The following is a 14,273-nucleotide window of genomic DNA, read 5'->3' as shown; positions in this document are numbered from 1 at the left end:
GAAGGGGTCCTTGTCTGATTCATGAGACAAGGACCCCTTATTATGGCTATAAAACTAAGGTTACGTAAATCAAGTCCTCTAGGATGAAAACAAATGAAACAGCCCTGGTTGCATTATCTACAACCAGGGCTGTCGGATGTTTCACATGAAACGTTATGGAGTGCAGACTCCCCTATGCGTTCTTCTGGACCTTGAAACGTTGCTTCAACTGACCGCAAGCGGCATCAATATCATTGCCGCGAGAATTACGGATCGTGGTCTCGATGCCACGAGACTCAAGGCGGCGCTGAAGATCCTCGACCTTATGAATCGGAGACGGCTTGAGCGGGCTACCCTCAATGTCGTTAAGCTGAATCAGGTTGACGTGACACAGCGTTCCCTCGCAGAAGTCGCAAAGCGCCTGCATCTCGGGGTTTGTGTCATTGACGCCTTCGATCATGGCGTACTCATAGGTTGGGCGGCGGCCCGTCTTTTCGGTGTAGAGCTGCAGTGCCTCATGAAGGCGCAGGAGCGTGTACTTCTTGACGCCAGGCATAAGCTTGTTGCGCGTGGACTGGATAGCGGAGTGCAAGGAAACGGCAAGCGTGAACTGCTCGGGGATGTCGGCAAATTTGCGAATACCGGGAATAACGCCGCTGGTAGAGACGGTGAGGTGACGAGCGCCGATACCGATGCCATCGGGGTCGTTGAGGATGCGCAACGCCTTGAGAACCTCGTCATAGTTAGCAAAGGGCTCGCCCTGTCCCATGAAGACAACGCTCGTGGCACGCTCACCAAAGTCGTTGGAGACATGAAGCACCTGGTCAACGATCTCTTGAGCGGTCAGAGAGCGCTTAAGGCCGTTCAGACCGGTAGCGCAAAAAGCGCAGCCCATGCCACAGCCTGCCTGGGTGGAAACGCAGACAGAGAGCTTGTTACGACGGGGCATACCGACAGTCTCGACGGAAATGCCGTCGTGGTACTCGAGCAGATACTTGCGAGAGCCATCTTTAGAAACCTGCTTGGTGAGCTCAGTCGGCGTGTCAAAGGCAAATGCCTCCTTCAGCTGCTCGCGGAAAGCCTTGGGAAGGTTGGTCATATCGTCAAACGAACAAACGTTCTTCTCAAAGACCCATTCGATGAGCTGCTTCGCGCGGAAGGCGGGCTGGCCAAGTTCGGCAACAAGCTCGCGAATATCGTTTTGGCTCAAGTCGCGAATGTCCTGAGATTTAGTCCTGGGATTCATGGAAGCCTTTCGATTTTGGGGAAACGTAGAGGGTATCGCTACAATATGGTATCAGCTGCAGAAATTATAGAGGAGGAGTCTGCCCATGCCGGGTAAAAGCCTAGAGAACATGCACGTAGCGGTCTTGGCGGGCGGTCATTCCGCTGAGCGCGAGATCTCGCTCAATTCGGGAAAGAATGTCGTGGTGGCCTTGAAGGAGGCCGGCTACACTTCGGTGGAGCTGCTCGACACAGCTGCCGATGATTTTATGGTAACCATGGCGACCGGCGGCTTTGACGTGGCGTTTATCGCCATGCACGGCGCCGGCGGTGAGGATGGTGCCATGCAGGGTGCCATGGAGACCCTGGGTATCCCCTACACGGCCTCGGGCGTGCTTGCCAGCGCCTGCGGTGCCGACAAGGAGGTCTCGAAGCTCCTGTACGCCAAGGCGGGCATTCCCGTTGCCCCCGGCATTGCGATCGAGTCGGGCGATGAGATCGATATCGATCATATCGTCGAGGTTTGTGGCGAGCGCTGCTTTGTGAAGCCCGCCGTAAACGGTTCCAGCTATGGCATTTCCCTGGTCCACGAGCCCTCCGAGCTGCCCGCGGCAATCGCCAAGGCGTTTGAGTACGGCGACAAAGTGCTGGTCGAGAAGTGCATCGAGGGTACCGAGATCACCGTCGGCGTATACGGCGAGGATGACGTGCGCGCCCTGCCGATTGTTGAGATCCGTAAGCCCGAGGACTGCGAGTTCTACGATCTGGACGTGAAGTATGTCGACCCTACGGACATCCACCGCATTCCGGCGCAGATTTCACCCGAGAACTACGCTCGTGCTCAGGAGCTCGCCTGTGCTGCCCATAAGGCACTCGGCTGCCTGGGTATCTCGCGCAGCGACTTTATCGTGAGCGAGGATGGCCCCGTCATCCTCGAGACCAACACGATTCCCGGCATGACCGATACGTCGCTGTATCCGGATGAGATTCGCCACACCGATGACATGACGTTCCCGCAGGTGTGTGACAGTCTGATTCGTATGGGACTTCATCGAGCGGGCGTTGCATGCTAATCGAGGACGCTGTTTCGTCGGGAACGCCGCAGTTTGTCATCGATTCCTATGCCACGCTTGCCGAGCGCGCCAAAACCCAATCGTTTGGTCTCATCGAGGAAGATGTTATCGTCCTCGATACCGAGACCACGGGTCTTTCGGTGCAGGACAATGAACTGATTGAGATCTCGGCTGCTCGTCTTTCGGGCCGCGAGATCGTCGACCGGTTCGATACCTTCGTGCATCCCAAGCAGCTGATTCCCGCCGAGATTACCGAACTCACGAGCATTACAAACGCCGATGTGGTAGATGCCCCATCGGCCGTCGAGGCCGTGGCCGCTCTCGCCGATTTTGTCGGCGGCGCCCCGGTGATTGCGCATAACGCCACCTTCGACCGTTCGTTTATCGAGTCGGTCAAGGGCGGTGTCAACGTCAGCGACATCTGGATCGATTCGCTGGCACTGTCGCGCATCGCACTTCCGCGCCTGGCCTCGCACAAGCTGTCTTTTATGGCCGACCTGTTTGGCTGTGACTCGGTGTCGCACCGCGCCAACGCCGATGTCGACGCCCTGTGTGGCGTATGGCGCGTGTTGCTCGTGGCGCTCACCGACTTGCCCCAGGGCTTAATGGCGCGCTTGGCCGACATGCACCCCGACGTACCCTGGTCCTATCGTCCCATCTTCTCGTTCTTGGCGGGACAGAACCCCGGTTCCATCTTCTCTCTCAGCGCCGCCCGCGCCGACGTACTCAAGGCCGATCGGGCCGATGATCGCATTGATGCGGACGAGCTGCCGGTCCTTAAGATGCCGAGCCGCGAGGAAATCGAGGCGGACTATGCCCCGGGCGGTCTGGTTAATCGCATGTATCCCACGTACGAGCCGCGCGATGAGCAAATCGCGATGGCGCTCGAGGTCCGTGACGCGCTCGTTACGGGAACGCATCGCGTGATTGAGGCGGGCACAGGCGTCGGCAAATCGATGGCTTACCTAGTGCCTTTTGCCGAGGCCGCGCGCCGCAACAACATCACGGTTGGCATCGCGACTAAATCGAATAATCTTGCGGACCAGCTCATGTATCATGAGCTGCCCAAACTTGCCGAGCAGCTGGACGGAGGCCTATCGTTTTGCGCCCTCAAGGGCTATGACCACTATCCATGCTTGCGCAAGCTTGAGCGCATGAGCCGCGGGCAAGTCGAAATTACGACCAAGCGTGATCCTGCCGACACGCTTACGGCAGTCGCGGTCATCACGGCGTACGTGTGTCAGTCGGCCGATGGCGACCTCGACTCGCTCGGCATTCGCTGGCGCAGCGTCAACCGTCCCGACTTTACGACGGCGTCGCGCGAGTGCGCCCGTCGCCTATGCCCGTTTTTCCCCGATAAATGCCTGGTCCACGGCGCCCGCCGTCGCGCGGCGCATGCCGATGTGGTGGTCACCAACCATTCCCTGCTGTTCCGCAACGTTGCGGCCGAGGGCAGAATCTTGCCTCCAATTCGTCACTGGGTGATCGATGAGGCCCACTCCATCGAGCGCGAGGCGCGCCGTCAATGGGCGCGCGTGGTGTCGGCGGATGAATCGCGCGTTCTGTTTGAGCGCCTGGGTGGCTCGAGCACCGGTGCACTGAGCCAGGTTTCCCGCGATTTGGCAGCTTCGGAGGGCTCTACGCTCTACCTGGGTCTAACCGCCAAGGCGACGTCGACGGTTGCGCGCGCGAGCATGGCAATCGCCGATGTGTTTGACGGCGTTCGCGAGCTTGGCCGCCGTGCGCGCGGGGGCTATGACAATGCGAACCTATGGATTGGCCCCGAGCTGCGCGAATCTGACGACTGGCATGATTTCTTACAGTCGGCCTACACTGCCATCGACGCATTGGAACAAGCTGACAAGAGCGTCGACGCGCTGGTACAAGCCGTCGCCGCCGACAAGCCCGAGGTTGTTGTCGACCTGGGTGATATCTCGCGCCGCCTACACGAGCTGGTCGAGAACCTCAAGCTCATCATTGACGGTACAGACGAACACTACGTGTACTCGCTGCAAGTCAATCGCAGATTGCGCGCCGGCGGCGAGTCGATGACCGCGGAGCGCATCGATATTGGTGAGGCCTTGGCAACCGAGTGGCTGCCCGAGGTCCACACGGCTATCTTTGCATCGGCGACCATGACGGTTTCCAAGAGCTTTGAGCACTTTAACCACGCCGTCGGCCTCGATCGCATCGGTGCCTCGACGTCATCGTCGCTGCACTTGGATTCGAGCTACGACTTCGATTCGAATATGGCCGTGGTCGTGGCTGGGGATATTCCCGATCCGCGCGATCGTGAGAGCTATCTTTCGGCGCTCGAGCGTGTGCTGGTCGACGCTCACCTTGCTATGGGCGGCTCGGTGCTCACACTGTTCACCAACAGGCGTGACATGGAGGAACTGTACGCTCGTGTCGAGCCCAAGATGGCTCGTGCGGGTCTGGAACTCAACTGCCAGCAGCGCAACTCGTCTCCTCGCCGTCTGCGCGATCGTTTTATCAACGAACCGACCTCATCACTCTTTGCGCTTAAGGCCTTTTGGGAAGGGTTTGACGCCAGCGGCGAGACGCTGCGCTGTGTCATCATCCCCAAGCTGCCGTTCTCGAGCCCCACAGACCCGCTCTCATGCGAGCGCAATCTGCGTGAAGACCGCGCTTGGGCGCGCTATTCGCTGCCCGAGGCCGTGCTCGAGGTCAAGCAGGCCGCCGGTCGCCTCATTCGCTCATCGACCGATTGTGGCGTACTCATCTTGGCCGACCCGCGCCTGGTGACGAAGGGCTACGGCAAGAAATTCTTAACGTCGCTGCCCACGAGCTCCTATCAGCGCATCGAGTCGGCGCAGATTGGTCATTACCTACAGTTGTGGCGCCAGGCGCACGAGCGTCGCCGCTAAAGAGGGCAGACGAGGGTTTTTGCCATATCGCACAGACGCTTTGACAGGGCGGAGTCATCCAAGATACGGATGGCCCCGCCCGCTGCGATTACCTGGCTTAACAGCCATCGCTCGGAGCCGTAGCGCACATTCACTGTTGAGCTGTCCGCCCCATTGGGTTTAATCGACATGATGCCGGGCCAGTCTAGGCGCTCTGCCAAGGCGCGCGGCATGAGAAGCTTCGCGCTCCGCTCCGCCTGGGCGAGGGAGTCGTGGAGGGTCGCGGGTTCCGGTGCGTGGCGCACGACGGAGTCATCGGTCAAGACCAGGCCCTCGATTTTATCCATGCGGTAGGTGCGCTGTTCGTCGACCGCGACATCCCAGGCAATCAGATACGTTTGGTCGCCATTTGTTGTGATGCGCAAGGGGTCGACCAAACGCTCGCGCGCTTGTGTGTCATCCATCGAGCGATACGAGATGCGGCAGCGAACGCCGTCCCGAATGGCGCAGCTCAGCTGCTGCCAGTGCGATCCGTGGGCGACGGTGTCAAAGACGCGCTGGTTATAGCCGAGCTCTTTGGGAAGAAGGGCGCGCCGTATTCGAGCCGCCGCTTGGGGTTCGATCCCCAATGATTCAAGTTCATGGTTGAGCACAGCGCCCTCGGCGGCACTCAGGCGCAGCGGTAGCACGCGCCCCGCATCACCGGTGAGGACCACGCACTCGCCGCGGCGTTCGCAGATGATACGTGCGCCCGATTCTCGGTCCGCAAGCGTCGAGACGATCTCGAGAATCTCGTCGAGCGATGCCCCCGTGATATCAAAGCGGCTGCAAAGCTCGTCTCGTGTCACGCCATTCTCGCCGGCGGCGTAGAGGGCCTCCATGATGTCGATGGCGCGCGAGAGTCTTTGCTCGCTGGTGAGTTTACGCACGGGCATGCTCGTGCACCGTCCTTTCGATGAGGTGATTCCACGCCTGCTTGAGAGCATCGGGGGCGACAGGCCTCATGCCATCCATGGCATGAGCCATGCAAAACGAGGCTGCGGCTTCAAAGTCTCGCACGTCAACGGTCCAGGTCCACTCTGCTTCGGTGCGCGTGAGTTCGCCTCGTCCGCGTGTGAGACCGCTGATCATATCGGCCTGCGCTTCACGCGCGAACGAGAACGTAGCCGCAACGGATGGACGGTCGGCAAAATCGAACTCAAAGAATAAGTAATCGTTGAGGTTGAAATCCGCAGGAATGGCGTAGGCTTTCGAAGGTCTCCAGGCGCGAATGATGCGGTCGCAGCGGAATGTTCTGATATTGCCGGTGGCATTGTCGAGGCCGCAGAAGTATGCCGTACCCTCGCGCTCGAACATGCCGTAGACGCAAACGGTCCGCTCGCGTTGTTCACCGCGTCCGTTTTGGTACAAAAAGCGCAGCGCGCAACGCTCGGCAAAGGCACTCCATACCGCATCGACGGCGGGAGAGCGGCGGATCGGTGTCTCTCCCGCCGTCGACATACCGGTGAGGTAGGCAATCTTGGAGCGAATGTCGGCAAGCGGCGCGGCAAAGGCGGATGAGCCTGCCGCGAGTGTCTGGTCGATGGCGTTGAGCAGGATGTCGGCATCGTCTGCGGTGATGAGACCACCCGCGGCAAACGTGTGCTCGCGGTCGATCGTCCACGCGCTCTCCTCGGTTTCCTGCGCTCCGGCAGCACGAACCTCCCTGATGACGATACCGCGTTCGAGCAGCTTGTCGCGATCGCGGCGGAACTTGCGCTTGTCTGAGTCAATATTGCCCGAGCCGTATCCCAAATCGGAATCCAGGACGATTTGCTCGGTCGTCAGCGGTTCGGGAGAACTGTTGAGCACAAAGAAAAGGTTGAGGATGCGCTGAGCCGTTTTATCGAAACCGGGCTCGGGTGCCCCCTTTTTAATTGTCGCGGTCGCGTCGCTTGCCGTCATAGAATCCTCGCATGAGAAGGTCGTTTGATGCCATGATTTTAGTCCGATATGGAGATTAGGCTATATCCTTGTCCGCTCGCGGCGTTAAGATGCCCCGAATTCGGTCGTTTGCGCTCGCTCGGGGTATACTTTCGACTGTATACGGTTCTAATGTGCATGCATTGGGCCTATTTGTCGGATTATGGATGTGGAGCGCACATGGCGAACACCCAGAACTATATTAACCACCTGCTGCAGAACACCGGCATTACGCCGGCGTGCAGTGAAGAAGAGCGCCTGGCTGCCGAGGATATCGCTCAGATTTTCCGCAACCACGGCTTTGACCCCGAGGTGCAGGAATTTAATGCTCCCGCGCCCAGCAGGTTGGCGTTTGCCGTTACCGGTATTCTGGCGTTTGCTGGCGCCCTGCTGATGGGCATCGGCGGCGGTATCGGCTTGGTCGGCACCTTGCTGGCCATTGTCGGTGCCGTGCTTTACGTGCTCGAGCGCACGGGGCATCCCATGGTTTCGCGCCTGGGAAAGACCGGCGTGAGCCAAAATGTCATCGCCTATCACAAGGCCTCGGGCCCGCTTGCGTCTCCGCGCAACCGTCCGGTCGTCGTGGTGGCACACTATGATTCCCCCCGTGCCGAGCTCCTTGCTCGCGAGCCCTACGCTCCGTATCGCGCGCTCGTCGCCAAGCTCCTGCCTGTCGCCACGATTGCGCCCGCGGCTGTCGCCATCCTGCGCATCCTGCCGCTTCCCGGCGTGCTCAAGGTGCTGCTGTGGGTTGTCGCGATTCTGGCCTCCCTTGTGGCACTGGCCAACGCCGCCAATATCATCTCCAATCGTTTTGTGCTTCCCTACACGTCTGGCGCGGTGTGCAACAAGTCCTCTGTTGCCGCCATGCTCGGTGTCATGGACAACGTCGCCCCCTATCAGGGCGAAAACGAGTTCCCCGACGACATTCCGTTCGACACCTATTTTGGCGAGCAGAAGCGTCGCGCCGAGGAAATGGCGCGCGCGGCGGCCGAGTATGCCGCGGCCCAGCAGCAAAACGACTACGGCAACACCATTGAATATGAGGAACCTTCCTACGACGAGGACGAGTTTGGCCAGCCGATGGCGCCTGTCGATGCGCCCGAGCAGGACGAGGCTTTTGATGGACAGATCGATGGTTTTGAGGGTGCCTCTGCCGACGAGACGCTGATCGGCGTTATCGCACCCGAGGCTCAAGACCAGACTGTCCAGGCCGAAGTGTCCACCGAGGAAAAGTCCACCGCCGAGCCGGCGGAGGAGCCCGCGGTGGTCGAAGTCGCCGAGCCCGAGCCCAGGCTTTATCGCAATGCCGCCGGCAATATCCGCTTTGGTTCGGATGCCATCCGTGCGCTCGGCATGCTTCCCGAGTCCTGCACGCTCGATTACGAAGAGGGCGAGGAGCCGACGTTCGAGCCGGAGCCTGCTCTCGTTGCACAGGAGCCCGCACCCGCGGCAAATACGGCTGTTGCTCCCGCCGAGCCGGTCGCTGCCCCTGTTGCTGCCGCGGAGTCTGACGCAAAGCCCGCGCTCGATCCTGAAGCCGGTCTGGATATTCTGGCACCTGCCGCTCCGGCACAGGTTGAAGACGAGACCGCCGACGAAGACTATGACGAGTATCCGCAGCGCGTGTCCTATGAGAGCGACACCGATTTCTCGGCCGAGCTTCCCTCGACAACGCCCCATGCCGATATCGCTTCCGCGTTCTCCTCGATTGGTGCCAGCGCTTCAAGCTTCTTTAAGGGTGCCTTTGCGAAGGGCAAGAAGTTCGTCGACGACTTTGAGGAAAAACGCGCCGCTGCCCGCGAGGCCGCCGAGCGGGAGGCCATCGCCCAGCAGCAGGCCGCCGAGGCCGAGCGTGAGCGTGCGGCACAGGAGTTCGAGCAGAGCGAGGCCGAACAGCCGGAGCCTGTCGATGTCGCCGACGCCACGACGTCCTTCGAGGCTCCGCAGCCGACATCCGCTGACGTTGCCGAGGCTACGACGTCCTTTGAGGCGCAGCAGCCGGCCGATGGCACCATGTCATTCGATGCCACGATGACGTTTGAGAAGCAGGGCACCGCAATTGCTGAGCCCCTTCCCATCTCCGATGGTGCTCAGGACGCCGCCGATGATTCGGTTATCGACGAGGCCGATTCCGTTGAGGCCAGCGCACCCGAGCAGGTCGAGGCTCCTGTTATGGAACAGGAGTCCCCTGCGATTGGCGAGGCTCCCAAGACGGATGAGTCCAGGCCTTATTCTACGCAGATCTTCACCATGCCCGCGCCGAGCGACCCCGGTGCCACGGTGGCCAATGCCGCTCCCACGCAGGACGAGACGGTTGACTCCCTCATGGCGCAGATTTCGTCTCAGGTGCCTCCGCGCCAGCAAATGAATATCCCCGATCCGGCCTCCGCGCCCGCGCCCTCTTCGTCGCCGCTGGCCTCGGTCCCCGATCCGTCGCTGCCTTCGATGCAACAGGCCAACGTTGCGTCCCGCACGTCGCTGTTCGATCTTCCCGATCCTTCGGCACAGACAAATGATCCCTTTGCGACGGCGCAGGGCCCCGAGCCCACATCGGCACCGGTCGCGACCCCCATGCCCATCTCCTCGGGCGCACAACCGCTCGAGACCATCTCGGCTCCTGCTTCGACGGGCGCCAAGCCGCAGAAGCGTGGCCTGGGTGGCTTGTTCGGTCGCAAAAAGAAGAACGAGCAGGACAGCATGAGCGACTGGCTGGGCGTCGAAGACGATTACGATGCCAAGAAGTCTGGTCGCGGCATTGGCTCGTGGGATAACTTTGAGGATGACGACGACGGTTGGAAGGGCGGCGCCACCTCCTCCGATGGTGCTTCTGCCGAGGATATGCTCTCGGCCGTTGCCTCCATGGGTGACGATGAGCTGCTCGGCCACGATATCTGGTTCGTCGCAACGGGCGCGTCCGATTGCGACGGCGCCGGCATGAGGGCGTTTTTGGCCTCGCATCGTGACAAGCTCCGCGGTGTGTTCTTCATCAACCTCGAGTCTATCGGTGCCGGTAGGCTTTCGGTGGTGACGGTCGAGGGCGAGCAGCAGCTGTTTAAGGGCGACCGACGCATCATGAATCTTGTCAACAAGGTGTGTAAGTCGTTCCACGTCGATTGCGGTGCGTTCGAGATGCCCTATGCAAAAACCGATGCATCCGCAGCGCTCGAGGCGAGCCGTCGCGCCCTTACGATCGCCGGTGTGGACGGCCCGCGCCTTGCCTGCGCTCGCACCGAGGATGACCTGCCGTACAACGTCAATCCGACCAATATCGCTACGGTGTCCGAGGTCGTGACCGAGGTCATTCGTCGTTCGTAGACAGACCCGCTAAGGAGTCAGCGTGTTTTCGTACATCAAGCGCCATTGGCCCATCTATCTGATTTTGACCCTGATCGCTGTCGCATTGGGTTTTGGGGCCGCGTATGTCGTTGGCGTTAAGGGCTCGACGCCCGAGACGACAATGAACGAAGAGGTGGAGCAAGAGCAAAGTTTGGGTGCTGACGGTATTTCCGAGTCCGATCAGGCAGCCATCGATGGCGGTTCGTCATCTGCTGAATAGCCGATTTATCGTTTATGCCCAAGGCGGGCGAGCCGGGAGACTGGCTCGCCCGCTTTTTCGTCGTACTAGCGCCTCTTTGTGGCTGACCTAAGGCGAGCGAACCATAGGGCCGCAGTACCCGAGATCAGGAGTGCGGTGATGCATGCGGCGACGGGAACAGATCCCGTTGCCGGCAGGTTCTGAGGCAGGGTGCATCGTTGGATGACGCGGTCCTCATCATGCGCCTCGAGTTTATCGCCACCGCCGTTGCGGCAAAGATCGACGCGCGCGCTGTTGGCAAGTGCGGTTTGGGGCGTATAGGACGACGTTGCCTGCATATGCACGACTGCGCCTCGGGCATCCGAGTTAAGGACCGCCTTGGCATCGTCAAGATCGTCGTGTTCGTCTTTAAGGTCATCCCGGGTCCAAGAGTCCGCCTCGCTTCTGGTTGTAAAGTCGGCGGCTACCGCACCGTATTCAAAACGGATGCCCGTGATGACGGCGTCGTCTGTAAGATCAAGCTCTTTCGTATCGAGCGTGACGGACTTGTCCGTCGGGATATCTGCTTTCCATAGGTGCCACCCGTCGTAATCGACGAGACGCACATCGTCGCCCAGCAGCTTTGCAACCTCTTCCGTTTCGAGCCAAGGATTGTGGTGCCCGTCGTCAAGCGTTGCATTGACCTGCCTGCCCGTATCGCTTGTTCCTGCCGGAGACGTTCGATACCACACGTTGCACAGCCCGTTTAGATCACCGACCGCAATGGGGGTTTCAACGGCAACGAGTTTCGCTGCACCATCTTTGACGCACTCAAGGTCGTCGGTGATGGTTAACTCGTCGACCCAGGTGCTCGACTCATTTTTGGCGTCGATGGTATAGGAGAAGGCGCCTTGCGTATTGGCCCGTGCTTTGGCTCGGTTTTTTCCGTCGCCGTTGGCAACGAGTTTGCTTACGACTGGCCGTGCAATCTCTTGGCGCTTATCGACGCTTCCCCTGATCTCGATGGGGGTATCCTTCATGGCCATGGTTTGAACTTCTCCCGTGGCCTTTACTTCAAACGTTATCTCTTCGGCGAGGTCGTAGGTACGCGGAGACATCGTTTCGCGCAGGGTGTAGGTGCCGGGTGAAAGGTGCTCAATGTGGTGCGGTTTGCCGGATGAAGTCCAAGAATCGATTTCGTTGCCATTGAAGTCGCAGAGGACAAGCTCGGCGCCTGTCACTTCCTGACCTCCGCACGCGTCGACTTTGGAGACATCGATCTTGGTGTAGTCGTTGGAAACGTCAAGGTGCGCTTCGATCACGGGTGTTTGCTGGTCAGCGTACGACAACTTCACGGTATGTGGGGTCGGGTTGAGCAGATAACCTTCGGGCGCCTGCGTCTCGACGACCTCGTAGGTGGCGGTACCGCATCCCAGTGAAAGAAGGTCGACTCGCGCATGTCCCCGTTCGTCGGTTGTAACGGTGGCGACGGTTTCGCCATCCAGGGCAACGATGCTGCCATCGGCTCGCACGATGTCGCCGTCAGCGCGGATGTCAAACGTGGCTCCAGCGAGGGCGCGCCCATCTACAGCATCCGTCTTAATGATTTCGATGCTTCCGGTTGCGGCGTCGTCATAGAACGAGGCGACGGCGACCGGTGTCAGATTTCTGTCGGCGGGAATCGTTATCTCCAGGTCTTCTCCGCGCAGATACGGTTCCTTGGCCGACGCCTCGTGCACGTAGTATGTTCCGGGATTAAGTGATTCAGGCAGCGTGACGGCGCCGGATGTATCGGTTGTGAAGGTATTCATTACATTGTGGGCCGGATACCAACATGTTTGCGAGACGGGCTCGTGATGGCTATCGAGCAGCTGGAACGTAAAGCCGGCAAGTGGTACGGTGCCGCCGGTCTGAGCATCACGCTTTACGATTTGAAGGTGTGTCGATAGGGCATGGTTGTCAACGATGTACTGAAGCTCGGCGCCGTCTGCGGTCTGCTCTGCTGTGATGGCCCATTCCTCTGCTTGCTTAAATCCTTCAGGGACCGTTTCTGCAACCTCGCGAACGGTGTAGCCCGCGCGGTCGTAGGGAATGGCACCGTGAGCGCCGGCGGGTCGCTTGCCTGCGCCAAACCATGCTTCGGGCTGGTCTTTGGTGGAGGCAAAGCCATAAACGTTTGTGGTCAACGTGCCGACGACTTGTTGGGAGCTATTGCTGACAACTTCAAAGACGACGCCTTTCGTCGGCTGCTCTAGGCCGGACTCATTGTTATCGCCATGATCCTTAAACTTCGAGATTTCAAGGTCAAAGGCGATGGGGATGTTGGGAATACGGCTTTCGAGCTCAACGATACCCGTATCTCCGAGTTGCTCGGCACCGACGGTGTAGCTCCAGCTGTCGTTTGAAATCAGGTAGCCCTCGGGCGCTTTCGATTCGTAGATGGTAAAGGTGCCCAGAGGAACGTCATTGAGGATCGCCCGTCCGTTTTCGTCAGTCGTAAGGGTGCGAGTCCAGCCGGGAGTTGATTGCGAGACGCAGGTGAATTCAGCGCCCGCAAGCGACGCTCCAACCTGGGCGCCGGCATCCGTGGCGGCATCGATTTTTGCAATACGCAAGGTGATGGTGCCGGGCTGCTCGTTAATAGTGACATGTTCGCCGCTGTTTTGTGTGGTGAAGGCTATTCGGTCGCTTCGAGGGATATAGCCTGCCGGGGCTTTGGTTTCGACCAGGTAATATGCCGTATTGGGCAAAAGTGTTGCTTGTGCACGCCCGTTTTCGTCCATCTGGATAGTGCCGACACGTGCATCGCCCGCACTTTCAAAGATATCGAAGGTTGCGCCACCGAGTCTGTAGGTGTCGTTGCCGGCGGTGATGCCAGCCTGGGACGATTGTTTTTGGAACGATACGGAGACGGCGGGCAGAACATAGAGCATGTCCTGGTGTCGACCCTCGCCCGAGACCGGGCCGTGATAACGCCTGGCTCGATGTGGGGCTGCCTTAATAGATCCGGACTTAGCGCTCTCGTAGAGCCAACGTGCAGCCGCTACGGCCTCGGCGTTTTCGTAAAACCTACCGCTCCTGGCAACTCCCTTGCTATTTGTATACGAATAGGTGCCGTCGGGGCGCGTGGTTCCCTTGAGCATCCACACGGCAATCTGGGTGGCGGCACGGGCGAGATCGGGCGACAGGTTGTGGCCCCCAAAGGATGTGCTGGAGGGGTATCCGTGACAGACGATGGCGGCAAATTCGTCATCGAGCCATGTCCAGCCCTGGTTGTATGTGCGCCATGGCCCTCCCGGCTTGCTGGGGCCGGGGCAGTCTTGATTCATGCAGTACGAAATCGAAGTGTCCTGTGCCTCATATTTACCGACGCCGAAGGGGCCGCAGCCGTCGCTTATAGTGCGGAAATTAAGGGCGTCGTTCCCGTCGACGGCGAGTGCGGCCCCTGGGGCCAGGCAGCCGATCAGAAAAAAGAGGAGCAGGAGCAGCGGACCTGTTGCGATTGCGCTGTGGACAGAGTGCGTGGGTGCGTTGGACATGGCTGCTCCTTATCCCTCGTGCGCCGCACGGGGAGGCCGCGGCGCTTGGGATGAGGCTACTGCCATGGTTCATGCGGGTAAGTACCGGAAGCTGACCAAAAGCTTGCCCGAT

General features: G+C 59.7%; 8 protein-coding genes. 4 read left to right on the top strand and 4 right to left on the bottom strand.

Features of this window, described 5'->3' with window-relative positions; genetic code table 11:
• Positions 1-172 precede the first annotated feature (172 nt).
• Entirely contained in the window at positions 173-1,225 is a 1,053-nt protein-coding gene (gene rlmN, locus V2391_RS07140) for a 23S rRNA (adenine(2503)-C(2))-methyltransferase RlmN (protein WP_055251319.1), read from the bottom strand.
• An 85-nt stretch (positions 1,226-1,310) separates the two neighbouring features.
• Between rlmN and V2391_RS07135 the strand changes: the two genes are divergently transcribed.
• Positions 1,311-2,276: a D-alanine--D-alanine ligase family protein gene (locus V2391_RS07135; RefSeq protein WP_329738783.1), complete on the top strand. Its 966-nt coding sequence runs from the start codon at positions 1,311-1,313 to the stop codon at positions 2,274-2,276.
• Positions 2,270-5,164, top strand: a complete 2,895-nt coding sequence (locus tag V2391_RS07130; RefSeq protein ID WP_329738782.1) for a helicase C-terminal domain-containing protein — start codon at positions 2,270-2,272, stop codon at positions 5,162-5,164. The genes V2391_RS07135 and V2391_RS07130 overlap by 7 nt, the downstream gene beginning before the upstream one ends.
• Here V2391_RS07130 and V2391_RS07125 read toward each other — a convergent pair.
• Together V2391_RS07125 and V2391_RS07120 are read right to left on the bottom strand one after the other, a co-directional pair.
• A complete protein-coding gene (locus tag V2391_RS07125; RefSeq protein ID WP_329738781.1) occupies positions 5,161-6,078 on the bottom strand; it encodes a helix-turn-helix transcriptional regulator in 918 nt (305 codons plus the stop codon). The two genes, V2391_RS07130 and V2391_RS07125, sit on opposite strands and share 4 nt — an antisense overlap.
• Positions 6,065-7,087 carry a helix-turn-helix transcriptional regulator gene (locus V2391_RS07120; protein ID WP_329738780.1) on the bottom strand — a complete coding sequence of 341 codons (1,023 nt, stop codon included), beginning with the start codon at positions 7,085-7,087 and terminating at the stop codon, positions 6,065-6,067. Before V2391_RS07120 ends, V2391_RS07125 begins: the two co-directional genes overlap by 14 nt.
• 198 nt (positions 7,088-7,285) lie before the next feature.
• Between V2391_RS07120 and V2391_RS07115 the strand changes: the two genes are divergently transcribed.
• Positions 7,286-10,423 (top strand): hypothetical protein, encoded by a 3,138-nt coding sequence (locus tag V2391_RS07115; RefSeq protein ID WP_329738779.1) that lies wholly within the window; start codon positions 7,286-7,288, stop codon positions 10,421-10,423.
• A 22-nt stretch (positions 10,424-10,445) separates the two neighbouring features.
• Positions 10,446-10,664, top strand: coding sequence for a hypothetical protein (locus tag V2391_RS07110; protein ID WP_329738778.1), 219 nt, complete (start codon positions 10,446-10,448; stop codon positions 10,662-10,664).
• 65 nt (positions 10,665-10,729) lie between these two features.
• Here V2391_RS07110 and V2391_RS07105 read toward each other — a convergent pair whose 3' ends face one another.
• Positions 10,730-14,161 (bottom strand): SpaA isopeptide-forming pilin-related protein, encoded by a 3,432-nt coding sequence (locus V2391_RS07105; RefSeq protein ID WP_329738777.1) that lies wholly within the window; start codon positions 14,159-14,161, stop codon positions 10,730-10,732.
• Positions 14,162-14,273 lie beyond the last annotated feature (112 nt).

The organism is Collinsella sp. CM84Y_54, assembly GCF_036317945.1.
GTDB lineage: Bacteria > Actinomycetota > Coriobacteriia > Coriobacteriales > Coriobacteriaceae > Collinsella.
This window is presented reverse-complemented; position numbering and strand designations above follow the sequence as displayed.